This is a genomic window from Pseudomonas fluorescens (assembly GCF_900636825.1).
GTDB lineage: Bacteria > Pseudomonadota > Gammaproteobacteria > Pseudomonadales > Pseudomonadaceae > Aquipseudomonas > Aquipseudomonas fluorescens_BG.
Window position 1 is genome coordinate 1,443,826 of record NZ_LR134318.1, and the last position, 25,688, is coordinate 1,469,513.

Below are 25,688 nucleotides of genomic sequence, written 5' to 3' on the forward strand. Positions count from 1 at the left end.
GCTGCCGGAGGCTGCGATCTTTTGATGTTTCGCCTTGTGGAACGGGACTGTTGCAAAGTATGTCTAGACTGTGACTGTCCCTATCGAGTGAAAAAACAATGACAACGCCCACCTCTCATTACACCGGCGAAGAGCGCAGCAAGCGCATCTTCGCCATCGTCGGCGCTTCGTCCGGCAACCTTGTCGAATGGTTCGACTTTTACGTCTACGCCTTCTGCGCGATCTACTTCGCCCCGGCGTTTTTTCCCTCCGACAACCCGACCGTGCAACTGGTCAACACCGCTGGCGTGTTCGCCGCCGGGTTCCTGATGCGACCGATTGGCGGCTGGATTTTCGGCCGGGTCGCGGACAAGCACGGCCGCAAGAATTCGATGCTCATCTCGATTCTGATGATGTGCTTCGGCTCGTTGTTGATCGCCTGCCTGCCGACCTACAAGGACATCGGCGTCTGGGCGCCGGTGCTATTGCTGTTCGCACGTTTGCTGCAAGGTCTGTCGGTGGGCGGCGAGTACGGCACCACTGCGACCTACATGAGCGAAGTCGCCCTCAAGGGCCAGCGCGGTTTCTTCGCTTCGTTCCAGTACGTGACGCTGATCGGCGGGCAGTTGCTGGCGGTGTCGCTGGTGGTGGTGCTGCAGCAGTTCCTGACTGAAGAAGACTTGCGTGCCTACGGCTGGCGGATCCCGTTCGTGGTCGGTGCGGTGGCGGCGCTGATTTCGCTGTTCCTGCGGCGCTCGCTGAAAGAAACCACCAACAAGGAAACTCGCGCGCACAAAGATGCCGGCAGCATTTCCGCACTGTTCCGCGACCATAAAGCGGCGTTCATCACCGTGCTCGGTTACACCGCGGGCGGCTCGCTGATTTTCTACACGTTCACCACCTACATGCAGAAATATCTGGTGAACACTGCCGGCATGCACGCCAAGACCGCCAGCTACATCATGACCGGCGCGCTGTTCCTTTATATGTGCATGCAGCCGCTGTTCGGCATGCTCGCCGACAAGATCGGCCGACGTAATTCGATGCTCTGGTTCGGCGCGCTTGGCACGCTGTTCACCGTGCCGATTCTGCTCAGCCTGAAAAGCGTCAGCAGCCCATTCCTGGCCTTCGTGCTGATCACCTTGGCGCTGGCGATTGTCAGCTTCTACACGTCGATCAGCGGTCTGGTGAAAGCCGAAATGTTCCCGCCGGAAGTTCGCGCCCTCGGCGTCGGTCTGGCCTATGCGGTGGCGAATGCGATTTTCGGCGGCTCGGCGGAATTCGTCGCCCTGAGCCTGAAAAACATCGGCATGGAGAATTCGTTCTACTGGTACGTGACGGCGATGATGGCCATCGCGTTCCTGTTCAGTTTGCGTTTGCCGAAACAGGCAGCCTACTTGCACCACGATCTCTAACCCGAAGTGCGCGGGCCGTCATGGCCCGCGCTGGCAAGGACTGTTTATGACTCAGCGACCGGGCAATCAGTTGTTCGATGCCTATTTCACCGCCCGTGACATGCGCGAAGTATTTTGCGATCAGGGCCGCGTGCAAGCGATGCTCGATTTCGAAGCGGCACTGGCCCGGGCCGAGGCGCGTGTTGGCCTGATCCCTTCTTCCGCCGTGGCACCGATTGCGGCGGCATGCGCTGCGGATCTGTATGACTTCGCGGCGCTGGGCGAGGCGATTGCGACGGCCGGCAATTCGGCGATTCCGCTGGTCAAGGCGCTGGGCAAACAGATTGCCGCAACCGATGCCGAAGCCGAGCGCTATGTGCATCTGGGCGCGACCAGTCAGGACGTGATGGACTCGGGGCTGGTGCTGCAATTGCGTCAGGCGTTGGCATTGATCGAGAGCGAACTGGCGCAACTGGCCGACTCGCTCGCCGCGCAAGCACAACGTTTCGCCACCACGCCGCTGGCGGGGCGCACCTGGCTGCAGCATGCAACCCCGGTGACCCTAGGTATGAAAATAGCCGGTTGGTTGGGCGCCGTGACACGCAGCCGTCAACGTTTGCAGGAATTGAAACCGCGTCTGCTGGTGCTGCAATTTGGCGGTGCCTCGGGAACGCTCGCGGCACTCGGCGAAGACGCTTTGCCGATTGCACAAGCGCTGGCTGCGGAACTGCAACTGACACTGCCGGAACAACCGTGGCACACCCAGCGCGATCGTATCGTCGAGTTCGCTGCGGTGCTGGGTTCGATCGCCGGCAGCCTGGGGAAATTCGGCCGCGACATCAGCCTGTTGATGCAGACCGAAGCGGCGGAAGTGTTCGAGCCGGCCGCACCGGGCAAGGGCGGATCGTCGACCATGCCGCACAAACGCAACCCGGTCGGCGCGGCGGTGTTGATCGGCGCGGCAACGCGGGTGCCGGGGCTTGTGTCGACGCTGTTCAGCGCGATGCCCCAGGAGCACGAACGCAGCCTCGGTTTGTGGCACGCCGAATGGGAAACCCTGCCGGAAATCTGCTGCCTGGTTTCCGGTTCGTTGCAACAGGCGCGCTTGTTGGCCGAGGGCCTGGAAGTCGACGCCGCACGCATGGCGCGCAATCTCGAATTGACCCAAGGGTTGGTGCTGGCCGAGGCGGTCAGCATTGTCCTCGCCCAGCGCGTCGGCCGCGACACTGCCCATCATCTGCTCGAGCAGTGCTGCAAGCGTGCGGTGGCCGAGCAACGTCATCTGCGTGCTGTGCTGGGCGACGAACCGCAAGTCACCGCCGAACTCAGCGCCGCTGAGCTCGATGATCTGCTGAACCCCGCGCATTACCTCGGTCAGGCGCACGTCTGGGTCGAGCGCGCGGTGGCCGAACACAACGCTTTGACTGTCTGAAGGAGAGGGCTGTGGCTTTCGTTCAACTCGCCGATGGCGAACTGCACTATGAGATTCAAGGCCCGGCGGAGGCGCCGGTACTGATGCTGTCCAACTCGCTGGGCACCGACCTGCATATGTGGGATGCACAAATGCCGGCGTTCACCGAGCAATTTCGCGTGCTGCGTTTTGACACTCGCGGCCACGGTCAATCGCTGGTCACCGAGGGGCCCTACAGCATCGAGCAACTCGGCCACGACGTGCTCGCGCTGCTGGATGCGCTGCAGATCGAGCGCGCGCATTTCTGTGGATTGTCGATGGGCGGGTTGATCGGCCAATGGCTGGGCATCAACGCCGGCCAGCGTCTGCACAAGCTGATCGTTTGCAACACCGCAGCGAAAATCGGTGACCCGTCAGTGTGGAATCCACGCATCGAAACCGTGTTGCGCGACGGCCCGGCGGCGATGGTTGCGTTGCGTGATGCGTCGATTGCGCGCTGGTTCACCCCGGACTTTTCCGCTGCCCATCCGGCAGCCGCAAAGAAAATTACCGACATGCTCGCGGCCACTTCGCCTGAAGGCTACGCGGCCAATTGCGCCGCTGTGCGCGATGCCGATTTTCGTGAGCAACTCGCTTCGATCAACGTGCCGTTGCTGGTGATTGCCGGAAGCGAAGATGCGGTGACGCCGCCGTCCGGTGGGCATTTCATTCGCGACCGCGTGCGCGGTGCCGAATACGCCGAGTTCTACGCGGCGCACCTGTCCAACGTGCAGGCTGGCGCCGATTTCAGCGAACGTGTGCTGGCGTTTTTGCAGGCTCAGTGAGGAAGATTTTGTGGACGAGAAACAACGTTACGACGAAGGCATGCAGGTTCGCCGCGCGGTATTGGGCGATGCTCACGTCGATCGCAGCCTGACCACGCTAACCGAGTTCAACTCGGAATTTCAGGAGATGATCACCCGCCACGCCTGGGGCGACATCTGGACCCGCCCGGGCCTGCCACGGCATACGCGCAGCCTGATCACCATCGCCATGCTGATTGGCATGAACCGCGAAGGCGAGCTGAAACTGCACCTGCGTGCAGCGGCCAACAATGGCGTGAGCCGGGGGGAGATCAAGGAAGTGATCATGCAGAGCGCGATTTACTGCGGAATCCCGGCGGCGAATGCGACGTTTCATCTGGCCGAATCGGTGTGGGATGAATTGGGTGTTGAATCCCGCGAGTGATGTTGGCCGAGCAGCCGCTTTCGCGAGCAGGCTCGCTCCCACCTTGGAATGCCTTCCCCTGTAGGAGCTGCCGAAGGCTGCGATCTTTTGATCTTGTTTAAAAAAAATCAAGGTCAAAAGATCGCAGCCTGCGGCAGCTCCTACAGGGGATCGGTGTTTATAGCAGGCTGATCGGGTAGCTGACGATCAGGCGGTTTTCGTCGAACTCGTTATTGCTGAAATCGCGACGCATGGTCGAGTTGCGCCATCTGACGTTGAGGTTTTTGAGCGTACCGCTCTGCACCGTGTAGCCCAGTTCCGATTCGCGGCCCCATTCCTTGCCGTCGGTGATCGTCCCGGTGTGCACGTTGTCGCCGCTGATGTAGCGGTTCATCAGGGTCAGGCCGGGAATGCCCATGGCCGCGAAATTGTAGTCGTGGCGCAACTGCCACGAGCGTTCCTGAGCGTTGTCGTAGCTGGCGTTGTAACTGTCGTTGGCCAGCGTCCCGCCGCTGGTGCCGTTGACGCGCATCCAGGCGCTGTCGCCGGTGAGTTTTTGCAGGCCGAGGTAAAACGTGTTGCCGCCGTAGTTGGCGGAAAACATGCCGTACCAGGTCTTGTTATCGAGGTCGCCGGCGCGGGCGCTGCCATCGTCCTTGCCGTAGAAGAAACCGAGGTTGGCGCCCAGCGTCCACTTGCCGAGCGGCTGGCTGTGCAGCACATTCAGGTACTGCTGGCTGTAGATGTCCTTGAGCTGCGCGTTCCAGAGGCCGATTTGCGTGCGCTTGTCGTTGAACACATATTCGCCACCCTGAAAGTTGAAACGATCAGAGGTGAACTCCGCTTTGCCGGTCATCGACATGTCGCTCATGCTGCTGTCGTCGCGCGGACTGTTGGCGCGGAACTGGCCGCCGTACAGGGTCAGGCCATCGATTTCCTTCGAAGTGATCTGCCCGCCGCGGAAGGTTTGCGGTAGTGAACGTCCGTCGTCCGAACGCAGGATCGGCAGCACCGGCATCCATTCGCCGACCTTCACTTCAGTCTGCGAAAACCTGGCCTTGAACGCGACGTTGGTGCGCCCGAAGTTATCCGCCGGGCGGCCGTCACGATCCAGCGGCAACAGTTGCGTGCCGCCCGTGCCCTTGCCGCCATCAAGCTTGACCGAGTACAGGCCGAGCACGTCCATGCCGAAGCCGACGGTACCTTGGGTGAAGCCGGATTTGGCGTCGAGAATAAAACTCTGCGTCCACTCCTCAGCCTTGCCCTGGGTTTTGCTCGGATTGGTGAAGTTGCGATTGATGTAGAAGTTGCGCAGGTTCAGGTTGACCTTGGCGCCTTCGATGAAACCGGATTCTTCGGCGCTCGCGGGCAGAGCCACACCGGAAATGGCCAAGGCGATCAGGCCGGGCAATGCATAAGGCACGGGGAAAACATTCATGAACTTGGGACTCTCTTGTTTTTGTAAGGCGAACGGCTGCGCTGTCGCGGGAGGTGCGGCGCAGGCGGGGTGATGCAAGTCAGGGATAGAGCGGCGGCGGTCAGCCGGGCGGTGCAGGGCGCTGGAGCATGGTGTTGAACCTTGTTGTTATTGGCGTTCTGGGCTGAATGGTGAAGGGCTTGCAGGTCCGCGTTCAATTGCTGAAAGCGGGTTTTGGGCGATTACCGAACGCAAGATTCGGCCGGTTTTTGGGGGAATGTGAGGGCCTCATCGCTGGCAAGCCAGCTCCCACAGATTTTTGCATCGCTCACAAATTTGGGTACACCACGAAACATTGTGGGAGCTGGCTTGCCAGCGATGAGGCCAGACAAGACAACGCAGTTTTATGGCAGGCAACAAAAAGCCCACCAAAATGGTGGGCTTGATGTGTTCAGCCGATGATCAGAACAGCTTCATCTTCGGCGCTTCTTCTTTCAGCGGTTCGTTCTGCGCGGTTTGCGCATTCCAGCCACCGCCCAAGGCCTTGTACAGATTGACCGCACTGGTCAGCTGCGCGAGCCGGTCGGTGATCAGCGACTGTTGCGCGCTGAACAACTGACGCTGGGCATCGAGGAAGGTCAGGTTGCTGTCGACGCCAATGCGATAACGACGCTCGGCCAGACGGTAGTAATCCTGGTTGGCCTGAACGAAGTCACGTTGCGCTTGCAACTGCTCGGTGTAGGTCTGGCGTGCGGCGAGGCCGTCGGCGACTTCCTGGAAGGCTGTCTGAATCGACTTCTCGTAGTTCGCCACGCCGATATCCTTCTGGATCTTGGCGTAGTCGAGGCTGGCGCGCAGGCTGCCGGCGTTGAAGATCGGCAGGTTGATCTGCGGCTGGAACAGCCACGTCCCCGAACCACCCTTGAACAGGCCGGACAGATCCGGGCTCAGGCTGCCCGCGTTGGCGGTCAGGCTGATGCTCGGGAAGAACGCTGCACGTGCCGCGCCGATGTTGGCGTTGGCCGCCTTCAGGTTGTACTCGGCCTGCAGAATGTCCGGACGACGTTGCAACAGATCCGACGGCAGACCGGCCGGCACATCGCTGAGCAGGTCATCGGACAGCGGTTTGGCCGCTTGCAGGTTGGCCGGAATACCGGTGCCGAGCAGCAGGGTCAGGCTGTTTTCATCCTGCGCAACCTGGCGGGTGTAACGCGCCAGTTGTGCGCGAGCGTTTTCCACGGAAGTGCGCGACTGCGCCAGGTCCAGTGCCGAAGCCACACCGACTTCGTTGCTGCGACTGGTCAGCTTGTAGCTTTCTTCGAAGGCACCGAGGGTGTCTTGCGTCAGCTTGAGCAGTTCCTTGTCCGCTTGCCAGGTCAAGTAAGCATTGGCGACGTTGGCGACCAGACTGATCTGTGTGCTGCGGCGCGCTTCTTCGGTAGCGAAGTACTGTTGCAGCGCTTGCTCGCTAAGGCTGCGCACCCGACCGAACAGGTCGAGTTCATAGGCGCTGATGCCGACGGTAGCCGAGTACGAACTGGTAATGCCCGACTCGCCAGTTTGCGAGGCACGCGCCGGCAGACGCTGGCGGCTGCCAGCGGCATTCGCCGAGACTGCCGGGAACAGGTCCGCGCGCTGGATACGGTATTGCGCCGCGTAGGCATCGATGTTCAACGCCGCGACACGCAGGTCGCGGTTGTTTTCCAGGGAAATCTGGATCAGCTGTTGCAGCGCAGGGTCATGGAAAAACTGCTTCCAGCCCTGCTCGGCAGCGGCTTGCGCTGGTGCCTGCGCCGGCGAATACGCCGGCCCTTGCGGGTACTGGCCTGCGACCGGAGCCTCAGGCTGCTGATAATCAGGTATCAGCGAGCAACCGCTCAGCACGAAGGCGGCGACTGCGATGGAGAGTAGCGACTTGCTCATTGGCCAGCCTCTTTAGGAGTTTCAGTAGTCTCGTGCGCGTCGGTCTTTTTGCGCTGACCGATGGACGACACAGTAACGAAGAACAGTGGGACCCAGAAGATCGCCAGGATCGTGGCCGTGAGCATACCGCCAATCACGCCGGTACCGATCGCATGTTGACTGCCTGAACCTGCGCCGGTGGAAATCGCCAGCGGTACGACACCGAGGACGAAGGCCAGCGAGGTCATGATGATCGGGCGCAGACGCATGCGGCAGGCTTCAATCGCCGCTTCACGCAGGGTGCGTCCCTGTTCATGCAGTTCCTTGGCGAATTCGACAATCAGAATGGCGTTTTTAGCCGCCAGGCCGATGGTCGTCAACAGGCCCACCTGGAAGTACACGTCGTTGGACAACCCGCGCAGGCTGGTGGCCATCAAGGCGCCGATGATCCCCAGCGGTACCACGAGCATGACCGCGATCGGAATCGACCAGCTTTCATACAACGCCGCCAGACACAGGAACACCATAAGCAACGACAGGGCGTACAGCGCTGGTGCCTGCGAGCCGGACAGACGTTCCTCGTAGGACAGACCGGTCCAGGAGATACCGACACCGGACGGCAGCTTCTTGGCGATCGCCTCGACTTCGGCCATCGCTTCACCGGTGGAATAACCCGGCGCCGGAGCCCCGAGAATTTCCAAGGCTTCCACACCGTTGTAACGCGCCAGTTTTGGCGAACCGTAGATCCACTCGCCCTTGGCGAACGCCGAGAACGGAACCATGGTGCCGGCGGCGTTGCGCACGTACCACTTTTTCAGGTCTTCGGGGCTCATGCGCGAATCCGGCTGGCCCTGCACATACACTTTTTTCACTCGACCACGGTCGATGAAGTCGTTCACGTAGCTACTGCCCAGCGCAATCGACAGGGTGTTGTTGATGTCGCCGATGGTGATGCCGAGGGCGCTGGCCTTCTCGTCGTCGATTTCCAGCTGAAACTGCGGTTCATCGTTCAGGCCGTTCGGACGCACCTGGGTCAGCACCTTGCTTTGCGAGGCCATGCCGAGGAACTGGTTGCGCGCTTCCATCAGTTTTTCGTGCCCGATACCGGCGCGATCCTGCAGGAACACGTCGAAACCTGTGGCGTTACCCAATTCCAGTACCGCTGGCGGGGCGAAAGCAAACACCATCGCGTCGCGGAAGCTGAAGAAGTGTTGCTGGGCACGCGCCGCGAGTTTGAACACGCTGTTGTCAGCGTCACGTTCGCCCCACGGCTTGAGCATGATGAACGCCATACCCGAACTCTGACCACGGCCGGCGAAGTTGAAGCCGGTCACAGTGAACACCGACGCCACCGCGTCTGCCTCACCGCCGTCCTTGTTCGGGCGCAGCAGGTATTCACGCATTTCATCAACGACCACTTGCGTGCGCTGGGCGCTGGAACCGGCCGGGGTCTGCACCTGAGCGAACAGAACGCCCTGGTCTTCCTCCGGCAGGAACGCGGTCGGGATGCGGGTGAACAGCCAGATCATGCCGACCACGATCAGCAGATAGGCGAGCAGGTACGGCGCCTTGCGGGTCAGCATGTTGCCGACGCCACGCTCGTAGCTCTGCACACCACGGTCGAAGTTGCGGTTGAACCAGCCAAAGAAACCTTTCTTCGGCGTGCCGTGCTCACCTTTCGGAATCGGCTTGAGCATGGTCGCGCACAGCGCCGGGGTGAAGATCAAAGCAACCAGTACCGACAGGGCCATCGCCGAAACGATGGTGATCGAGAACTGTTTGTAGATCACACCGGTCGAGCCGCTGAAGAATGCCATTGGCAGCAATACCGCCGAAAGAACGAGGGCGATACCGACCAGCGCTCCCTGGATCTGGCCCATGGATTTCTTCGTCGCTTCTTTCGGTGACAAGCCTTCTTCGCTCATCACCCGCTCGACGTTTTCCACCACAACGATGGCGTCGTCCACCAACAGACCGATGGCCAGCACCATGCCGAACATGGTCAGGGTGTTGATGCTGAAACCGGCGGCGGCGAGGATGCCGAACGTACCGAGCAATACCACCGGCACGGTCATCGTGGTGATGACGGTGGCGCGGAAGTTCTGCAGGAACAGGAACATCACCAGGAACACCAGCGCGATCGCTTCGACCAGCGTGTGCACCACGCCTTTGATCGATTCGGTCACCACCGGGGTGGTGTCGTACGGGAACACCACTTCCATGCCTTGCGGGAAGAACGGCTTGAGGCTGTCGATGGTGTTGCGCAGCGCCTTGGCCGTGTCGAGGGCGTTGGCACCATTGGCCAGTTTCACCGCCAGACCGGAGGCCGGGCTGCCGTTGAACTGGGCGCTGATCGCGTAGTTCTCACCGCCGAGGCCGACTTCAGCCACGTCTTTGAGGCGGACCTGCGAGCCGTCCTTATTGACCTTGAGGAGGATTTCCTTGAACTGCTCGGCAGTCTGCAGACGGGTCTTGCCGATGATCGTCGCGTTCAGTTGCTGGCCCTGCACGGCAGGCAAGCCACCGAGCTGACCGGACGACACCTGGACGTTCTGCGCAGCAATGGCGTTTTTCACGTCGACCGGGGTCAGGCTGAAGTTGTTCAACTTGGCCGGGTCGAGCCAGATACGCATTGCGTACTGCGCACCGAAGACCTGGAAGTCACCAACACCGGCGGTCCGCGAGATCGGATCCTGCATGTTCGACACGATGTAGTTGGACAGGTCGTCCTTGCTCATGCTGCCGTCGCGCGAGACCACACCGATCACCAGCAGGAAGTTCTTCACTGCCTTGGTTACGCGGATACCCTGTTGCTGCACTTCCTGCGGCAACAGCGGGGTGGCCAGGTTCAGCTTGTTCTGCACCTGTACCTGCGCGGTGTCGGAGTTGGTGCCTTGCTCGAAGGTCGCGGTGATGGTCATGCTGCCGTCGGAGTTACTTTCCGACGATACATAACGCAGGTTATCGATACCGTTGAGCTGCTGCTCGATGACCTGAACCACGGTGTCCTGCACGGTTTGTGCGGATGCGCCTGGGTAGGTCACCTGGATCGCAATGGCCGGTGGCGCGATGCTCGGGTATTGGTTGATCGGCAATTTCAGGATCGAAAGTGCCCCGACCAACATGATCACCAGGGCAATTACCCAGGCGAAAATCGGACGGTCGATGAAGAATTTTGACATGGGTTACTCCCCTTTGCCGCCGGCGGCTTTGTCAGCTGCCTGGGCGGGGGCCGGGTTCTTGGTGCCAACGTTAGTCGCTTCGGTCGCTTTGACCTCGACGCCCGGTTTGACGTACTGCAGCCCTTCGGTGATCAGACGATCGCCGGCCTTGAGGCCGTCTTCGATCAGCCACTGGCTGCCGACGGTGCGGCTGGCCTTGAGCTGACGCAACTCGACCTTGTTGTCGGCGCCGACGACCAGCGCGGTCGGGGTGCCTTTGAGGTCGCGGGTCACGCCTTGCTGCGGCGCGAGAATCGCTGCGCTGTTGACGCCGGCCTGCAACTGGGCGTGGACGAACATGCCCGGCAGCAGGGTGTGATCCGGGTTCGGGAATACCGCGCGCAGGGTCACCGAACCAGTGGTCTGGTCAACCGAGACTTCGGAGAATTCCAGTTTACCGTCGAGCTTGTACTGGCTGCCGTCTTCCAGGGTCAGCTTGACTGCAGCGGCGTTGTCGCCAGCCTTCTGCAGGCGGCCGCTTTCCAGTTCACGGCGCAGTTCCAGCAGTTCCACCGACGATTGAGTCACGTCGACGTAGATCGGGTCGAGCTGCTGAATCACTGCCATCGCATCGGTCTGGCCATTGCTGACCAGTGCGCCTTCGGTCACCGAAGAACGACCGATACGGCCGGAAATTGGCGCGTAGACCTTGGTGTAACGCACGTTGATCTGCGCGGTTTGCAACGACGCTTCCGATTGCAGGCGGTTGGCCAGCGCGGTGTCGTACTCCTGACGGCTGACCGCTTGCTCATCGACCAACTGCTTGTAGCGGTCGGAGATCGACTTGGTCGAACGCAGGTTGGCTTCGGCGCTTTTCAGGGTCGCTTCATAGACCGAAGGATCGATCTGATACAGCTGCTGGCCGGCTTTGACATCGGCGCCTTCCTTGAACAGGCGCTTGAGAATGATGCCGTTGACCTGCGGGCGAACTTCAGCGATGCGGAACGCACTGGTGCGGCCCGGCAGTTCGGAGGTGAGGGTAAAGGCTTGTGGTTGCAGGGTGACGACGCCGACCTGAGGGGGCGGAGCGGCAGGTGCCGCTTCTTCCTTTTTACATCCGCTGAGCAGCGATGCCAGGGCGACGGCAGTGACCAGAGCGGTAACAGCTGGCTTGAATTGCATGAAGATCCTCGGGTCAGGCGCGCAAGGAGCGCACAAGAAGTTTGAAAGAGTAAAAATCGGGCACCGGGTGGATAAGTAGCTTGCTAAGTAATATACTTACGTTCATGGTTGTTTGTAAACACCTGCGCCGCGTACCCACCCTGTTACAAAAAACGTCGCAAGGTTCGAGATTGTAGGCCGGGGAGCCGATTCATGAGAGATCGCCCCCACATTATTCAGCGGATATTCAGCCATCCCTGAAACATCCTGTTTGAGGTTTTACTGCCATGGTCCGTCGTACCAAAGAGGAAGCTCAGGAAACCCGCAGCCAGATTCTGGAAGCGGCGGAGAAAGCCTTTTATGAAAGGGGGGTCGCCCGCACCACCCTGGCGGACATCGCAACCATGGCCGGCGTGACGCGCGGCGCCATTTACTGGCATTTCAGCAACAAGGCCGATCTGGTTCAGGCGATGCTCGACAGCCTGCACGAACCGCTGGATGAACTGGCCAAGGCCAGCGAAAGCGAGGACGAACCGGACCCACTCGGGTGCATGCGGCAATTGCTGATTCATTTGTTTCATCAAGTTGCACTGGACCCGAAAACCCGGCGCATCAACGAAATTCTGTTTCATAAGTGCGAATTCACCGATGAAATGTGCGATTTGCGCCAGCAGCGCCGGACGGCCAGTCTCGATTGCAACCTGCGCATCGGCCTGACCCTGCGTAATGCGGTGAATCGCGGTCAGTTGCCCGAAGATCTCGACACCGCCCGCGCAGCCATCAGCATTCATGCCTACATCGACGGCCTGTTGTACGGCTGGCTTCTCGCGCCGGACAGCTTCGAACTGCACGCCGAGGCTGAACGCTGGGTCGATACAGGGTTGGACATGCTGCGCCTGAGCCCGAGCCTGCGCAAATGAGAGAAAATGCGCAATTGCCCGGCAGGGTGTCAATCAGCCGGCATGGCTGATGATCGCGGCGGGGAGTTTAAACGTAGCCAGCCGTGGATTTTGTAGGGAAATTGTGTCGCTCTTGTGAATCCGTGTTTCGCCGCTTTTCCCTCACCCTAGCCCTCTCCCAGAGGGAGAGGGGACCGACCGGGTTGCTCTTTCGAGTTACGCCGACCTGAAATATCCCGCCGAACCAAAAATCCGGAAACCCCACAAATCTGCTCCCTTTCCCCTCGCCCCCTTGGGGGAGAGGGCTGGGGTGAGGGGGATCGATTCGAGCCACACCGCATTATCCCGTCCAAACAAAAAAGCCCCTGACTCTCACAAGTCAGGGGCTTTTTCATTGCTGCGCTACCGCGTGATTACAGCGTCGGATAGTCGATATAACCCACCGGGCCTTTGCCGTAGAAAGTTTCCGGATGCGGCTCGTTCAGCGGCGCATCGGCCTGCAGACGTGCCGGCAGATCCGGGTTGGCAATGAACGGCACGCCGAAGGCGACGGCGTCTGCCTTGCCAGCGGCCAGCCACTCGTTGGCGCTTTGCTTGGTGAATTTCTCGTTGGCGATGTACGGGCCGCCGAACGCTTCTTTCAGTTGCGGGCCGAGGCTGTCGGCGCCTTCTTTTTCGCGCGAACAAATGAACGCGATGCCACGCTTGCCCAGTTCGCGGGCGACGTAAGTGAAGGTCTCAGCCAGATTGTCATCGCCCATGTCATGGGAATCTGCACGCGGTGCCAAGTGCACACCGACGCGGCCGGCGCCCCAGACTTCGATTGCAGCATCGGTCACTTCCAGCAGCAGGCGCGCGCGGTTTTCCAGCGAGCCACCGTAGTTGTCGGTGCGCTGGTTGGTGCTGCTTTGCAGGAACTGGTCGAGCAGGTAGCCGTTGGCGCCGTGGATTTCCACGCCGTCGAAACCGGCAGCCTTGGCGTTCTCGGCACCGGTGCGGTAGGCATCGACGATGTCGGCGATTTCAGCGGTTTCCAGAGCGCGCGGGGTTGGATAGTCGGCCAGCGGGCGAACCAGGCTGACGTGACCTTTGGGTTGCAGAGCGCTCGGCGCAACCGGTGTTTCACCGTTCAGGTACGAAGGATGGGAGATACGGCCAACGTGCCACAGCTGCAGGAAAATCTTGCCGCCGGCACCGTGAATCGCCTTGGTGACGTTGGCCCAGCCACGCACTTGATCGTTGGACCAGATGCCCGGGGTATCCGGGTAGCCGACGCCCATTGGCGTTACCGAAGTGGCTTCGCTGAGGATCAGGCCGGCCGAGGCGCGTTGTACGTAGTATTCGGCCATCAGCGCATTCGGCACGCGGCCTTCGTCGGCGCGGCAGCGGGTCAGCGGGGCCATGATGATGCGGTTGTTCAGCTCGATGTCGCCGAGTTTGATCGGGTCGAAAATAGTCGCCATGTCTAAAACCTCTTGAATGGAAAGTTGATCAGTTGGAAGCAGGAGCCAGTTCGGCATTGCCGTTCTGGCGGAAAGTAATCAGGGTCACCAGCAGGGCCAGCACCGCGAGTGCAGCCGCCGCCAGCGGAACGCTGGTCAGGCCGTAACCGTGGGCGATGACGCTGCCACCGACCCAGGCGCCGAGGGCGTTGCCGACGTTGAATGCGCCAATGTTCAGAGTCGAAACCAGATTCGGCGCAGCTTTGCCGAAGGTCACCACGTTGACTTGCAGCGCCGGCACAGCGGCGAAACACGCGGTAGCCCAAAGGAACAGGGTGATTTCGGTCGGGATCAGCGCGACGCTGGTCCAGGTCAGCACCGTGGACACTACGGCCATGGCGATGAACACGCCGATCAACGTAGCGGCCATGCCTTTGTCGGCCAGTTTGCCGCCGATGATGTTGCCGACGGTCAGGCCCAGGCCGATCAGCATCAGCGTCCAGGTCACGCCACGCGGAGATACGCCGGTGACTTCGCCGAGCAGTGGAGCGACGTAGGTGAACAGGGTGAAGACCGAGGCGGAGAACAGCGCGGTCATGCTCAGCGACAGCCAGATGCCGGCGCCTTTGAGGGCGGCGAGTTCGGCGCGCATGTCGAGTTTTTCTTCGTCACGCTTGGCCGGCAGGAAGCGAATCAGACCGATCAGCGCGATCACGCCGATAACGGTCACGGCCCAGAAGGTCGAGCGCCAGCCGTATTGTTGACCCAATGCAGTGCCCAGCGGCACACCGAGGACGTTGGCCAGGGTCAGGCCGGTAAACATCAACGCTACGGCCGAGGCGCGTTTGTTGGCCGGCACCAGATTGGCCGCCACCACCGAACCGATGCCGAAGAACGCGCCGTGGCAAAGCGCAGTGATGACTCGGGCAAACATCAGCACGTTGTAATCACTGGCCATTGCACACAGCAGGTTGCCGATAATGAAAATGCCCATCAACGCGACCAAAGCTGCCTTGCGCGGCAGTTTGGCGGTGGCCATGGCCATGAACGGCGCACCGATCGCCACGCCCAAGGCGTAACCGGTGACCAGCCAGCCGGCGCCCGGGATCGACACACCGAGGTCGGTCGCCACGTCGGGCAACAGGCCCATGATGACGAATTCGGTGGTGCCGATGGCGAAGGCGCTCAGGGCCAGTATGAGAAGCGAGAGGGGCATGCGGGTTTCCTTGTCGGCTGGCTGACGTTAAGGGTCAGAGCTCTTTACTGAGGGTGTTGAGAAACGCCTGAATGACGTCCTCGTTCCGTTTGAAAAAGTGCCACTGCCCGGCCTTCTGGCTGCTGATCAACCCGGCCCGTTGCAGGGTCGCCAAATGCGCGGACACGGTGGATTGCGACAGGCCGCAACGCTGATCGATCTGCCCGGCACAGATACCGTACTCGTGGTTGTGCAACTGCTCGGGGAATTCGTTTTTCGGGTCTTTCAGCCAGTTGAGGATGTCTCGCCGTACTGGGTGCGCCAGGGCTTTTATTATTTCGTCGAGGTCAAGGTTCATGGCATGGGCTCATGTGGGCAGTGGCGATATATCGCGATGGAGCGAACTTTAAATCGTTGAATCGCGATATACCAATATGAATTCGGTCTGAGCATCGTATAAATCGCTATATCGGGTTATAACGATATGGAGGTGCTGCATCAGCGGACGCAGTGCTAAGCTGCGCTCATGAACTATCTCGCGCATTTGCATCTCGGCGGCCAGCGCCCCGGTCAGTTACTCGGCAGCCTCTATGGCGACTTCGTCAAAGGGCGACTGCAAGGGCAGTTTGCGCCGGAGGTCGAAGCGGCGATCCAACTGCATCGGCGTATCGACGTGTTCACCGATCGCCACCCGTTGGTGGACATCGCCTTGGGCCGGTTTACCGAGACGCGGCGGCGCTATGCCGGGATCGTCCTCGATGTATTTTTCGACCACTGCCTGGCGCGAGACTGGACGCTGTACGCCGACCGGCCGCTGGAGCTGTTCACCGCTGACGTTTATCGGGTGCTGTCGCGCGAGCGGCAATTGCCAGAACGGCTGGCGAAGATCGCGCCGCACATGGTTGCCCATGACTGGTTGGGGTCGTATCGCGAATTTGAGGTGCTGGAGCAGGTGTTGCGCGGGATTTCACGGCGGTTGTCCCGGCCTGAGGAACTGGCGGGGGCGATGCAGGAGTTGCGGCGGTTGTATGAGCCTTTGAGCGAAGACTTTAGCCTGTTCTACCCGCAACTTCAGGACTTCGTAGCGTCACAGAGGTAGGCAAAAATCAAAAGATCGCAGCCTGCGGCAGCTCCTACATCGACCTCTGTAGGAGCTGCCGCAGGCTGCGATCTTTTGATTGTCAGGCGGCGATCAGGTCGCCAGCGCGACGCGGTTCGGCAGGTTTCGCTACTTCGCCAAACAACACCCGCTGCACCGCCTGCTGCGCTTCGAACGCCAGCGCCGCACGCTCGCGCCCCTGACAGGCGATCGGCTTGAGCACATGCACTTCGACATCCCCGCAGTCATGGCTGAACAGGCGCATCAGGTGCGAGAGCAAATCATCGTCACCAATGAATGGCGCCAGCGTATCGATCTCGCCGTCACGCAGATAACGGATCGCCACCGGTTGCAGCATCACCTCTGAATCAATCGCCGCCGCCAGCAGGCGACCGTGAAAAGTGCGCAGTGATCGGCCATCGGTGGTCGTGCCTTCGGGGAACATCAGCAAGGCGTGATCGGTTTGCAAATGACGGGTCATCTGCTTGCGGATCAACTGGCTGTCGCCCGAGCCGCGACGGATAAACAGACTGCCAGCCTTCGCTGCCAGCCAGCCCGCCACCGGCCAGGTGCGCACTTCCGCCTTGGACAGAAATGACAGCGGCGTGAGCATGCCCAGCAGCGGAATATCCGTCCACGACACATGATTGCTGACCCACAGCATCGGCTCTTTCGGCAGCTCACCGTGCACGGTCACGCGAAAGGGCAGGGCATTGCTCAGCCGAGCCATGAAGAAGCGCGACCAGCGCTGGCGACGCTCCATCGAATGCGCCAGGCCGATGCGCTCAAACACGCCGAAGACGCTGGCCATGGTCAGCCCCAGCGACACCACGAAAAGCACTCGAGCGATTCGCGCGTACACCCGCAACCGGCTCATCACACGGCCGCCTTGAAGTGTTTGGCGTAACGCGGGCAGAGTTCGTCGCGCTTGAGCAGGATGAAGACGTCGGCGACCTGGAAGTCTTCGTCCCAGCATGGCTCGCCGCAGATCTTCGCGCCCAGACGCATGTAAGCCTTGAGCAGTGGCGGCATTTCCGCGATGACGTTGGACGGAATATCCAGCGTCGGCAGCGGATTTTTCGGCTCGGCGCGCAGGTGTTCGGTGCACAGATAGCGCTCGCGCAGGCGCTGCATGATCGCGTGGGCCTGAATGCCGCCGTCCTGCATCGGAATGCTCGCGCAACCCATCAGATAGCTGTAACCGCCCTGATTCAATACTTCGGCCAACTCGCCCCAGAGTACGGCAATGGTGCCGCCGTTGCGGTACGCCGGATCGACGCAGGTGCGGCCGATTTCCAGGATCGGCCCTTGCAGATGCGCGAGGCCGTGCAGGCTGAATTCTTCCTCACTGTAGAACTTGCCGAGGCTGCTGGCGGCGGTGTGATCGAGCAGACGCGTGGTCGCTACAAGGCGCCCGGTGTTCAGATCACGTACGCCGATGTGGCTGCAGTGAACATCATAATCATCCATGTCCAGACCCAGTTCCGCGCCTTTCAATTTGGCGTTGAACTCGCCACTGAAGACGTTGAAGCGCAGGGCCTGGGCTTGCTGCAAGGCCTCGGTGCCGATCAGGCGTTCGGCTTGCAGGCGGCGTTCATTGCCGGTGTCGCTGATGCGGGCGATTTGCGTCATGTGACTCTCCGTACGGGCCTTTAACCCGTCGTGGGTTGCAGCCGATCGACTTTCTTTATGCAGCCGTGTTGTGCAAAGTCAGGCTATGTAGCCCCGGTGTCATCGCCATGAACGTTCGGTGATGCTTATATGACAGCCCACAAGGAGGCGCTTATGCCCTGGTCAGATCTGCTGCAAAGCCGTGAACGATTGCCCGCCGTTGCTGATTTGGCCGAAGGATTTGCAACCTTGCTGCAGGCGCTGGGCAGCGTCACGCCGTTTGAGCTGGCGGTCGCAGGGGGGCGGCGCATGGCGACGCCGGGGCTGGCGTTTCTGGTCGGTTATCAGGCGGCGCTGCGCATGTTGTGGCCGAGTGCACCGCTGAGCCTCGGCGCTTTGTGCGCGACTGAACAGCGCAGCCTGCGCCCGGCGGATATGCAAACGCGGCTGAGCGATTTGCGCTTGAGCGGGCGCAAGGATTTCGTCACGGCGGGCGATGCGGCGGACTGGTTGTTGATCGCCGCGCGCAGTGAAGAACCTGGCGAAATACCGCGTCTGAGTCTGGCCGTGGTCTATCCCGGCGAACCCGGCGTGAAGGTCGAAAAATTGCCAGCGCTGCCGTTGATGCCAGACATCAGCCACGGTCGCCTGCACCTCGACGGCGCCCTGTGCGAATTGCTTGCGGGCGACGGCTGGGATGCTTACGTCAAACCGTTCCGCACCCTCGAAGATGTCTATGTCCTGAGCGCAATGACCGCGTGGCTGTACGGCGTCGGCCAGGACAGCGATTGGCCGCAACCCCTGCAACTGCGATTGCTGGCGCTGCTGGCCGGATGTGCCGAAGCGAGCCGGCAAGCGCCGAACAATCCGTCAGGGCATGTGTTGTTGGGCGGTTTGTTTGCGCAGTTTGAATCACTCGCGGGGGAGGTGGATCAGGCGCTGGCAGATGGCCCAGTGGAATGGGCGCAGATGTGGCACCGGGATAAAGGCGTGATGCAATTGGCGGCGGGGGCGCGGGCCAAGCGGTTGGCCAAGGCTTTGGCGGCGGGCTGAAGGGCCTCATCGCTGGCAAGCCAGCTCCCACAAGGTTCTTTGGTGGATACAAATTTTGTGAACACCTGTGAAACCTGTGGGAGTTGGCTTGCCAGCGATGGCGACTTCATGGAAAGCAAAATCTCAAAGTTGTCATGAGTCCCGACTAGTCTCAGCAGGTTCTCTCCACGAGCCCTCACCATGTTCAAAGGCTTGCCGCTGTTCCTGCTGCTGATCAGCTTCACCGCCCACGCCGAACAATGGCCGGATGAACAATGGCCAACCGCCCCGGCAATGACCAACGTCGAAGCACTGGAGACGTACGCCTTCCCACCCCGCGACGACGCAACCCGCCAAGGCATCCGCACCGACGCCTTGCTGATCATCCGCGACGGTCAAATCATCTACGAACGCTACGCCGCGCCGACCACCGAACAGACCCCGCACCTGACCTGGTCGATTAGCAAAAGCCTGATGGCCACCGTTCTCGGTGTGGCGTACGGCGAGGGCCTGTTCAAACTCGACGATTCTGCCGCGAAGTTTTACCCGTCACTGGAAAAACACCCAGCGATCAGCCTCGGCCATCTGCTGAACTGGGCCTCCGGTCTCGACTGGCAGGAAGACTACGAATACGCCCCGCTGAAATCCTCGGTGGTGGCGATGCTCTACACCCGAGGCCGTGGTGACATGGCCGCATTTACCGCCGAACACGACACTTACGCAGCGCCGGGGCAGGCGTTCCGGTATTCCAGCGGCGACAGCAACCTGCTCGCCGCCGCTTTGAAAACCATGGTCGGCCCGCAGCGTTATCCGGACTATCCGTGGACGGCGCTGTTCGAACCCCTGGGCATTCGCCACGCCGTATGGGAAGCCGATGCCAGCGGCACTTTTGTCGCCTCGTCCTACGCCTATCTCACCGCCCGGGATCTGGCGCGGGTCGGTTTGCTGATCGCGCGCAACGGACGCTGGCACGACCGGCAATTGCTGCCCAGGGATTGGATCGCCTTCAACCTCAAACCCTTCGCCGGCTACGAGGCGCATCAGGACGAGGCCGTGCCCGGCGCTCATTGGTGGCTCAATCGCCCGCTCGGTGGCGCGACGTCACCGTGGCCCGACGCCCCAACCGACACCTTCGCTGCCCTCGGCCATTGGGGCCAGGCGCTATACGTGATTCCCAGCGAGAAACTGGTGATCGTGCGTTACGGTGATGACCGTGATGGCAGCTATAAGCACAACGAACTGCTCAAACGCGTGCTGCAGGCGGTGCGGCCATGAGGCGATTTCTGCTGTTGCTGCTGATCGTGCTGGTCGGCTGGGGCGTTTATGAACGCGAAAACCTCTGGGCCTTCCCGGACATCATCAGCGCCTACACCGCCAAGGAATATTGCTCGTGCAGATATGTGATGAATAACGATGGCGAGTATTGCCGTGGCTATGTGAAGCAATGGCTGCCCATCAGCCAGTTCACCGATGACAGCGCCAGCAAAACCATCACCGTCAGCGGCATGGGGCGCAGCAATAGTGCGCAGTGGTTGAGCGAACGGCAAGGCTGCCGTTTGCAGCCTTAAAGATCGCAGCCTTCGGCAGCTCCTACAGGGTTGGGTACGCTCGGTAGGAGCTGCCGAAGGCTGCGATCTTTTGATCTTGATGTTGCAATAAACCCACGGGCGGTTAAGGTTCGTGCAGGTTTATCGCGCCCAAGAGTGTTCAATGTTCAACCGCTCCCTTCATCAAGTCTTCGCCTGTCTGTTATTGACCGCCGCGGCATTGCCGGCTCAGGCCAATTGGTATCTGGACGGCGAGTCGTCGCGCCTTTCTTTCGTCAGCACGAAAAACGCCAGCGTGTCTGAAGTGCAGCGCTTCCTGGTGCTGCACGGCAAGGTTGACCCCAACGGTCGCGCCGAAGTCGAAGTCGAGCTGGATTCGATCAACAGCGGCATCCCGTTGCGCGATGAGCGCATGCGCAAAGAGCTGTTCCAGATCGAGCAATTCCCCGACGCGACCATTACCACGCAAATCGACCTGCGCCCGATCAACGATCTGGCGCCCGGCGCGCAACTGGAGCTGCGCCTGCCGCTGACCGTCAACCTGCACGGCAAGCAGCACGAATATCCCGCTGAACTGCTGGCGACGCGTCTTGATGATCGGCGTTTTCAAGTGGTGACCCTGGAGCCGCTGGTGATCAACGCTGCGGATTTCGATCTGGCGCCGGGGCTGGAAAGCCTGCGCAAACTCGCCGACCTGTCGGCTATCAGTCTGTCGGTGCCGGTGGGTGCGGTGCTGATCTTCACGGCGCGCTGACATGCGTGGCGCGGTGTTTCCGTGGCGCGACGGCAACCGTTTCGAACTGTTGATCGACGGCCCGCAATTTTTCCCGCGGATGCTTGAGCACATCGCCGGCGCCAAGCAGCAGATTGAACTCGAGCTGTATCTGGTCGAGGCCGGGGCCTGTGCCGAGGCCATTGTGCAAGCGTTGGTGCAGGCCGCAGAACGTGGCGTGCGCGTGCGCTGCCTGTTCGATGATTACGGTAGCCTCGCGTTCACCCTCAATTTGCGTCAGCGCCTGACTCAGGCCCGGGTCGAGCTGCGCTTCTACAACCGGCTGAGCTGGCGGCGCTGGGTCGGCAACTTTTACCGTGATCACCGCAAGTTGTTGCTGGTCGATCAGTGTCTGGCGGTGGTCGGCGGCACTGGCGTTACCGATGAATTCTGGACGCCGGGCCACGATGTCAGCGAATGGCACGAGGTGATGGTCGAGATCAGCGGCCCATTGGTGATCGACTGGCAATTGCTGTTCGATCGCCAATGGATCGCCAACCGCTACCGCCGGGCCTGGCGTCCCGCCGCGCATTTCGGTTTGCCGCGTCTGCCGCGCGTGCCGGACAAGGGCGAGGGCATGGGCCGCGTGGCCTACGCCGACGCCCGCCAGCATCGTGACATTCTGCAGTCGCTGTTCCGTGCGCTGAACAGCGGCCAGCGACGCATCTGGATGGCCACGCCGTATTTCCTGCCGACCTGGAAAATTCGCCGCTCCCTGCGCAAGGCGGCGGCGCGCGGTGTCGATGTGCGCTTGCTGCTGACCGGGCCGCGCACTGATCACCCGTCGGTGCGCTACGCCGGGCATCGCTACTACCCGCGATTGCTCAAAGCCGGGGTGCAGATCTTCGAATATCAACCGTGCTTTCTGCATTTGAAAATGGTCTTGGTGGACGATTGGGTGAGCATCGGTTCGTGCAACTTCGACCACTGGAATCTGCGCTTCAATCTGGAGGCGAATCTGGAGGCGCTGGATCCCGCGCTGACGGCGGCGGTCGAGGCGAGTTTCGTGAAGGATTTCGGCTTGAGTCAGCTGGTGAGCCTGGAAGCGTGGCAGCGCCGACCGTTGTGGCGGCGGGTCAAGCAGCGGGTGTGGGGCTGGGTGGATCGGTTGGTGGTCAACTTTCTCGACCGCCGCGGTTGAAGCAAGATCAAAAGATCGCAGCCTTCGGCAGCTCCTACAATGGCATGGTGTTCACCCTGTAGGAGCTGCCGAAGGCTGCGATCTTGATCGTTCCCACGCGGAGTGTGGGAACGATCAAAAAACCTACAGCAATTCGAAGCTCTGCTGCGTCACGTCCTGGGAATCCAGGCCGATCTGTACGTTGAATTTGCCAGGCTCGGCGGCGTACTTGAGCTGGGCGTTGTAGAACTTCAGGTCTTCCTCGGTGATGGTGAAGTGCACAACTTTCTGTTCGCCTGCCTTGAGCATGATCTTCTGGAAGTTCTTCAGTTCTTTCACCGGACGAATCATCGAACCGGTGACGTCCTGAATGTACAACTGCACCACGGTTTCGCCGTCACGCTTGCCGGTGTTTTTCACCATCACGCTGGCGTCGAGCTTGCCGGTGGCGTTCAGCGTGGTCGACGACAGCGCCATATCGCTCAGGGCGAACGTGGTGTAGCTCAGGCCATAACCGAACGGAAACAGCGGGCCGGTGGTGTCATCGAAATACTGCGAGGTGTAATTGCCCGGTTTGCCCGGCGTGAACGGTCGGCCGATGCTCAGGTGATTGTAGTAAGTCGGGATCTGGCCCACGGAACGCGGGAAGGTCACCGGCAGTTTGCCCGACGGGTTGTAGTCGCCGAACAGTACGTCAGCGATGGCGTTACCGCCCTCGGTGCCGCTGAACCAGGTTTCCAGAATCGCGTCAGCCGACTGATTCTCTTCGAGAATGGTCAGTGGACGGCCGTTCATCAACACCAGCACCAGCGGTTTGCCCGTGGCTTTCAGCGCGCGGATCAGCTCACGCTGGTTTTGCGGGATGTTCAGGTCGGTGCGGCTCGAGGATTCGTGGGACATGCCACGGGACTCGCCGACAGCAGCGACGATCACATCAGCGTCTTTCGCCGCTTTCACCGCCTCGTCGATCAACACACTGGCCGGGCGCGGGTCATCGACCACTTCCGGGGCATCGAAGTTGAGGAAGTTCAGGTAGTCGAGAACCTTCTTGTCGCCCGTGATGTTGGCGCCACGGGCGTAGATCAGATTGGCTTTGTCGCCGATCAGCGAATGCATGCCATCGAACAAGGTGACCGATTGCGCCGGACGCCCGGCGGCGGCCCAACTGCCCATCATGTCGATCGGCGCTTTCGCCAATGGACCGACCAGCGCGATTTTCGCGTCTTTTTTCAACGGCAGGGTTTCGTTCTGGTTCTTCAGCAGCACCAGACTGCGACGCGCCACTTCGCGGGCCTCAGCGCGGTGCAGGCGGCTTTCGGCGTAGGTGTCCGCCGGGTCATCTTCTGCCTTGCCGATGCGCAGGTACGGGTCCTTGAACAGGCCCATGTCGTACTTGGCCGCGAGCACTTCGCGCACGGCGTTGTCGATGTCTTTCTGTTCGATCTCGCCGGACTTGAGCAGCCCCGGCAGTTCTTTGCCGTACAGGGTGTCGTTCATGCTCATGTCGATGCCGGCCTTGATCGCCAGCTTCGCCGCTTCGCGACCGTCGCGAGCGACGCCGTGCTTGATCAGCTCGAAAATGGCGCCGTGGTCGCTGACCGCCAGGCCTTTGAAGCCCCAGTCCTTGCGCAGCAAGTCGTTCATCAGCCAAGTGTTGGCGGTGGCGGGAATGCCATTGATCGAGTTCAAGGCGACCATCACGCCACCGGCGCCAGCATCGATCGCAGCACGGTACGGCGGCAGGTAATCCTGATACATCTTCACCGGACTCATGTCGACGGTGTTGTAGTCGCGACCACCCTCGACCGCGCCGTACAGGGCGAAGTGCTTGACGCTGGCCATGATGCTGTCGGCAGCGCTCGGAGTTTCGCCCTGATACGCCTTGACCATGACTTTGGCGATGCGCGAGGTCAGGTAGGTGTCTTCACCGAAACCTTCGGAGCTGCGGCCCCAGCGCGGATCGCGGGAAATATCGACCATCGGCGCGAAGGTGATATCGAGGCTGTCAGCGGCGGCTTCTTTTGCCGCAACGCGACCGGACTGGCCGATGGCATCCATGTCCCAGCTCGACGCGAGAGCCAGCGGAATCGGGAAAATCGTCCGGTGACCGTGAATCACGTCGTAGGCGAAAAACATCGGAATCTTCAGGCGGCTGCGCATGGCAGCGTCCTGCATCGGCCGGTTTTCCGGACGGGTGATCGAGTTGAACGTGCCGCCGATGTTGCCGGCGGCGATTTCCTTGCGGATCAGCTCGCGGGGCATTTCCGGGCCGATGCTGATCAGGCGCAACTGGCCGATCTTCTCGTCGAGGGTCATTTGTTTCATCAGATTGCTGATGAAAGCGTCCTTGTTCTCCAGAGGTACCGGGGTCGTGGCGGCCAGTACCTGATGACTGGCCAGGCTGACGAACAAACCCAGCAAACACAGCTTCTTCATGAATTCTTTTCTCTAGGGCCCAAACGGTGATGCAACACCGGCCGGCCAAAATGTAGGGAGCGACTATTGTTGTTCGGGTGCCGGCTGAAAAAAACCGAGCCGGAAAACCGCAGCCGATAGCGGCAACGTAAACGCGAAGGGCACTTTTTAGCCGATAAGCCCGTCGCATGCCAGTGGCGGCGCCGATTATGCCCCAACCGCTGGCCGGGAATGCCCAGCGCTCGGTTTTTAAATCAAATGTGTCATGGAGCATCACTGCAATGAATATCAGCGCAACCTCTCGTTCACGGCTACAAGTCGCCACTTTGCTGGTGCTCGCCACGCTGTTGACCGCGTGCGGCATCAACAATATCCCGACTCTCGACGAACAGGCGAAAGCCGCCTGGGGCCAGGTGCAGAACCAATACCAGCGGCGCGCCGACCTGATTCCCAATCTGGTGGAAACAGTGAAGGGCTACGCTGCGCACGAACAGGAAACCCTGACCGCGGTGATCGAGGCGCGGGCCAAGGCCACGTCGATCCAGGTCGACGCCAGCACCCTCGACAATCCCGAGAAGCTCAAGCAGTTCCAGCAGGCGCAAGATCAACTGACCGGCGCGCTGAGCCGTTTGATGGTGGTGTCCGAGCGCTACCCGGACCTGAAGGCCAACCAGAACTTCCTTGCTCTGCAATCGCAACTCGAAGGCACGGAAAACCGGATCGCCGTAGCGCGGCGCGACTTCATTCTGGCGGTGCAGAAATACAACACCGAGATCCGCACCTTCCCGGGACGCCTGTGGCATAGCGTGATGTACAGCGATCTGCCGATGCGCGAAACCTTCGAAGCCACCACGCCGGATGCCGATAAGGCACCCCAGGTTAAATTCTGAAAACACACCTGTGTAGGAGCTGCCGCAGGCTGCGA

The 25,688-nt window shown here is 60.8% G+C and carries 22 protein-coding genes; 12 read left to right on the plus strand and 10 right to left on the minus strand.

Features of this window, described 5'->3' with window-relative positions:
• Nucleotides 1–98 precede the first annotated feature (98 nt).
• From EL257_RS06555 to pcaC, 4 genes are read left to right on the plus strand one after another with little or no spacing between them, the layout of a single operon-like run.
• Nucleotides 99–1,394, plus strand: coding sequence for an MFS family transporter (locus EL257_RS06555; protein WP_126360864.1), 1,296 nt, complete (start codon nucleotides 99–101; stop codon nucleotides 1,392–1,394).
• Nucleotides 1,395–1,440: 46 nt separating this feature from the next.
• The gene (locus tag EL257_RS06560; protein ID WP_126360866.1) at nucleotides 1,441–2,805 is read left to right on the plus strand and encodes a 3-carboxy-cis,cis-muconate cycloisomerase; all 1,365 of its coding nucleotides are present in this window, start codon (nucleotides 1,441–1,443) and stop codon (nucleotides 2,803–2,805) included.
• 11 nt (nucleotides 2,806–2,816) lie between these two features.
• A complete protein-coding gene (gene pcaD, locus EL257_RS06565; protein ID WP_126360868.1) occupies nucleotides 2,817–3,608 on the plus strand; it encodes a 3-oxoadipate enol-lactonase in 792 nt (263 codons plus the stop codon).
• A gap of 10 nt (nucleotides 3,609–3,618) precedes the next feature.
• The gene (gene pcaC, locus EL257_RS06570; RefSeq protein ID WP_007917093.1) at nucleotides 3,619–4,011 is read left to right on the plus strand and encodes a 4-carboxymuconolactone decarboxylase; all 393 of its coding nucleotides are present in this window, start codon (nucleotides 3,619–3,621) and stop codon (nucleotides 4,009–4,011) included.
• Between the two features lie 157 nt (nucleotides 4,012–4,168).
• Here the strand turns inward: pcaC and EL257_RS06575 are convergent, their stop codons facing one another.
• From EL257_RS06575 to emhA, 4 genes are all read right to left on the minus strand, one after another.
• Complete coding sequence (locus EL257_RS06575; RefSeq protein ID WP_126360870.1) at nucleotides 4,169–5,428, minus strand: OprD family porin; 1,260 nt, start codon at nucleotides 5,426–5,428, stop codon at nucleotides 4,169–4,171.
• Nucleotides 5,429–5,869: 441 nt separating this feature from the next.
• A complete protein-coding gene (gene emhC / locus EL257_RS06580; RefSeq protein WP_126360872.1) occupies nucleotides 5,870–7,330 on the minus strand; it encodes an efflux RND transporter outer membrane subunit EmhC in 1,461 nt (486 codons plus the stop codon).
• On the minus strand, nucleotides 7,327–10,491 hold the full coding sequence (gene emhB, locus EL257_RS06585) for an efflux RND transporter permease subunit EmhB (RefSeq protein ID WP_126360874.1): 3,165 nt from the start codon (nucleotides 10,489–10,491) through the stop codon (nucleotides 7,327–7,329). The genes emhC and emhB overlap by 4 nt, the downstream gene beginning before the upstream one ends.
• A 3-nt stretch (nucleotides 10,492–10,494) precedes the next feature.
• Complete coding sequence (gene emhA, locus EL257_RS06590; RefSeq protein WP_126360877.1) at nucleotides 10,495–11,652, minus strand: efflux RND transporter periplasmic adaptor subunit EmhA; 1,158 nt, start codon at nucleotides 11,650–11,652, stop codon at nucleotides 10,495–10,497.
• A 266-nt stretch (nucleotides 11,653–11,918) separates the two neighbouring features.
• On the opposite strand from emhA, the gene emhR reads away from it, so the two are divergent.
• Complete coding sequence (emhR, locus tag EL257_RS06595) at nucleotides 11,919–12,551, plus strand: efflux system transcriptional repressor EmhR (RefSeq protein ID WP_126360879.1); 633 nt, start codon at nucleotides 11,919–11,921, stop codon at nucleotides 12,549–12,551.
• A 392-nt stretch (nucleotides 12,552–12,943) separates the two neighbouring features.
• Here the strand turns inward: emhR and EL257_RS06600 are convergent, their stop codons facing one another.
• Genes EL257_RS06600 through EL257_RS06610 form a run of 3 tightly spaced genes read right to left on the minus strand, consistent with a single transcriptional unit; the run spans nucleotide 12,944 to nucleotide 15,525 of the window.
• On the minus strand, nucleotides 12,944–13,993 hold the full coding sequence (locus EL257_RS06600; RefSeq protein ID WP_126360881.1) for an alkene reductase: 1,050 nt from the start codon (nucleotides 13,991–13,993) through the stop codon (nucleotides 12,944–12,946).
• 28 nt (nucleotides 13,994–14,021) lie between these two features.
• Nucleotides 14,022–15,188 carry an MFS transporter gene (locus EL257_RS06605; protein WP_126360883.1) on the minus strand — a complete coding sequence of 389 codons (1,167 nt, stop codon included), beginning with the start codon at nucleotides 15,186–15,188 and terminating at the stop codon, nucleotides 14,022–14,024.
• A gap of 34 nt (nucleotides 15,189–15,222) precedes the next feature.
• On the minus strand, nucleotides 15,223–15,525 hold the full coding sequence (locus tag EL257_RS06610) for an ArsR/SmtB family transcription factor (RefSeq protein WP_126360885.1): 303 nt from the start codon (nucleotides 15,523–15,525) through the stop codon (nucleotides 15,223–15,225).
• Nucleotides 15,526–15,693: 168 nt separating this feature from the next.
• Here EL257_RS06610 and EL257_RS06615 point away from each other — a divergent pair, with 168 nt between their 5' ends.
• The gene (locus EL257_RS06615; protein WP_126360887.1) at nucleotides 15,694–16,266 is read left to right on the plus strand and encodes an ACP phosphodiesterase; all 573 of its coding nucleotides are present in this window, start codon (nucleotides 15,694–15,696) and stop codon (nucleotides 16,264–16,266) included.
• 82 nt (nucleotides 16,267–16,348) lie between these two features.
• Here the strand turns inward: EL257_RS06615 and EL257_RS06620 are convergent, their stop codons facing one another.
• Both EL257_RS06620 and olsB read right to left on the minus strand, forming a co-directional pair.
• Nucleotides 16,349–17,143: a lysophospholipid acyltransferase family protein gene (locus tag EL257_RS06620; protein ID WP_126360889.1), complete on the minus strand. Its 795-nt coding sequence runs from the start codon at nucleotides 17,141–17,143 to the stop codon at nucleotides 16,349–16,351.
• Nucleotides 17,143–17,898, minus strand: coding sequence for an L-ornithine N(alpha)-acyltransferase (gene olsB / locus EL257_RS06625; protein WP_126360892.1), 756 nt, complete (start codon nucleotides 17,896–17,898; stop codon nucleotides 17,143–17,145). The genes EL257_RS06620 and olsB overlap by 1 nt, the downstream gene beginning before the upstream one ends.
• Before the next feature lie 153 nt (nucleotides 17,899–18,051).
• On the opposite strand from olsB, the gene EL257_RS06630 reads away from it, so the two are divergent.
• The 5 genes from EL257_RS06630 to EL257_RS06650 all read left to right on the plus strand — a co-directional run bounded on the left by EL257_RS06630 (nucleotide 18,052) and on the right by EL257_RS06650 (nucleotide 22,369).
• Nucleotides 18,052–18,930 carry an acyl-CoA dehydrogenase family protein gene (locus EL257_RS06630; protein WP_126360894.1) on the plus strand — a complete coding sequence of 293 codons (879 nt, stop codon included), beginning with the start codon at nucleotides 18,052–18,054 and terminating at the stop codon, nucleotides 18,928–18,930.
• A gap of 180 nt (nucleotides 18,931–19,110) precedes the next feature.
• Nucleotides 19,111–20,184, plus strand: a complete 1,074-nt coding sequence (locus EL257_RS06635; RefSeq protein WP_126360896.1) for a serine hydrolase domain-containing protein — start codon at nucleotides 19,111–19,113, stop codon at nucleotides 20,182–20,184.
• Complete coding sequence (locus EL257_RS06640; RefSeq protein WP_126360898.1) at nucleotides 20,181–20,477, plus strand: amidase; 297 nt, start codon at nucleotides 20,181–20,183, stop codon at nucleotides 20,475–20,477. The genes EL257_RS06635 and EL257_RS06640 overlap by 4 nt, the downstream gene beginning before the upstream one ends.
• A gap of 142 nt (nucleotides 20,478–20,619) precedes the next feature.
• A complete protein-coding gene (locus tag EL257_RS06645; protein ID WP_126360900.1) occupies nucleotides 20,620–21,210 on the plus strand; it encodes a YceI family protein in 591 nt (196 codons plus the stop codon).
• Nucleotide 21,211: 1 nt separating this feature from the next.
• Nucleotides 21,212–22,369 (plus strand): phospholipase D-like domain-containing protein, encoded by a 1,158-nt coding sequence (locus tag EL257_RS06650; RefSeq protein ID WP_126360902.1) that lies wholly within the window; start codon nucleotides 21,212–21,214, stop codon nucleotides 22,367–22,369.
• A 123-nt stretch (nucleotides 22,370–22,492) separates the two neighbouring features.
• Here the strand turns inward: EL257_RS06650 and bglX are convergent, their stop codons facing one another.
• On the minus strand, nucleotides 22,493–24,784 hold the full coding sequence (gene bglX / locus EL257_RS06655) for a beta-glucosidase BglX (RefSeq protein WP_126360904.1): 2,292 nt from the start codon (nucleotides 24,782–24,784) through the stop codon (nucleotides 22,493–22,495).
• A 260-nt stretch (nucleotides 24,785–25,044) separates the two neighbouring features.
• On the opposite strand from bglX, the gene EL257_RS06660 reads away from it, so the two are divergent.
• Nucleotides 25,045–25,653, plus strand: coding sequence for a LemA family protein (locus EL257_RS06660; protein WP_126360906.1), 609 nt, complete (start codon nucleotides 25,045–25,047; stop codon nucleotides 25,651–25,653).
• Nucleotides 25,654–25,688 lie beyond the last annotated feature (35 nt).

What these genes read in the sequence shown, in the direction of transcription:
- EL257_RS06600 (WP_126360881.1), bottom strand. Translation starts at nt 13,993, where the DNA reads ATGGCGACTATTTTCGACCCGATCAAACTCGGCGACATCGAGCTGAAC.
- EL257_RS06640 (WP_126360898.1), top strand. Translation starts at nt 20,181, where the DNA reads ATGAGGCGATTTCTGCTGTTGCTGCTGATCGTGCTGGTCGGCTGGGGC.
- EL257_RS06645 (WP_126360900.1), top strand. Translation starts at nt 20,620, where the DNA reads ATGTTCAACCGCTCCCTTCATCAAGTCTTCGCCTGTCTGTTATTGACC.
- EL257_RS06635 (WP_126360896.1), top strand. Translation starts at nt 19,111, where the DNA reads ATGTTCAAAGGCTTGCCGCTGTTCCTGCTGCTGATCAGCTTCACCGCC.
- EL257_RS06555 (WP_126360864.1), top strand. Translation starts at nt 99, where the DNA reads ATGACAACGCCCACCTCTCATTACACCGGCGAAGAGCGCAGCAAGCGC.
- emhC (WP_126360872.1), bottom strand. Translation starts at nt 7,330, where the DNA reads ATGAGCAAGTCGCTACTCTCCATCGCAGTCGCCGCCTTCGTGCTGAGC.
- EL257_RS06575 (WP_126360870.1), bottom strand. Translation starts at nt 5,428, where the DNA reads ATGAATGTTTTCCCCGTGCCTTATGCATTGCCCGGCCTGATCGCCTTG.
- EL257_RS06610 (WP_126360885.1), bottom strand. Translation starts at nt 15,525, where the DNA reads ATGAACCTTGACCTCGACGAAATAATAAAAGCCCTGGCGCACCCAGTA.
- emhB (WP_126360874.1), bottom strand. Translation starts at nt 10,491, where the DNA reads ATGTCAAAATTCTTCATCGACCGTCCGATTTTCGCCTGGGTAATTGCC.
- EL257_RS06605 (WP_126360883.1), bottom strand. Translation starts at nt 15,188, where the DNA reads ATGCCCCTCTCGCTTCTCATACTGGCCCTGAGCGCCTTCGCCATCGGC.
- EL257_RS06560 (WP_126360866.1), top strand. Translation starts at nt 1,441, where the DNA reads ATGACTCAGCGACCGGGCAATCAGTTGTTCGATGCCTATTTCACCGCC.
- EL257_RS06630 (WP_126360894.1), top strand. Translation starts at nt 18,052, where the DNA reads ATGCCCTGGTCAGATCTGCTGCAAAGCCGTGAACGATTGCCCGCCGTT.
- olsB (WP_126360892.1), bottom strand. Translation starts at nt 17,898, where the DNA reads ATGACGCAAATCGCCCGCATCAGCGACACCGGCAATGAACGCCGCCTG.
- bglX (WP_126360904.1), bottom strand. Translation starts at nt 24,784, where the DNA reads ATGAAGAAGCTGTGTTTGCTGGGTTTGTTCGTCAGCCTGGCCAGTCAT.
- EL257_RS06660 (WP_126360906.1), top strand. Translation starts at nt 25,045, where the DNA reads ATGAATATCAGCGCAACCTCTCGTTCACGGCTACAAGTCGCCACTTTG.
- emhR (WP_126360879.1), top strand. Translation starts at nt 11,919, where the DNA reads ATGGTCCGTCGTACCAAAGAGGAAGCTCAGGAAACCCGCAGCCAGATT.
- EL257_RS06615 (WP_126360887.1), top strand. Translation starts at nt 15,694, where the DNA reads ATGAACTATCTCGCGCATTTGCATCTCGGCGGCCAGCGCCCCGGTCAG.
- EL257_RS06650 (WP_126360902.1), top strand. Translation starts at nt 21,212, where the DNA reads ATGCGTGGCGCGGTGTTTCCGTGGCGCGACGGCAACCGTTTCGAACTG.
- EL257_RS06620 (WP_126360889.1), bottom strand. Translation starts at nt 17,143, where the DNA reads ATGAGCCGGTTGCGGGTGTACGCGCGAATCGCTCGAGTGCTTTTCGTG.
- emhA (WP_126360877.1), bottom strand. Translation starts at nt 11,652, where the DNA reads ATGCAATTCAAGCCAGCTGTTACCGCTCTGGTCACTGCCGTCGCCCTG.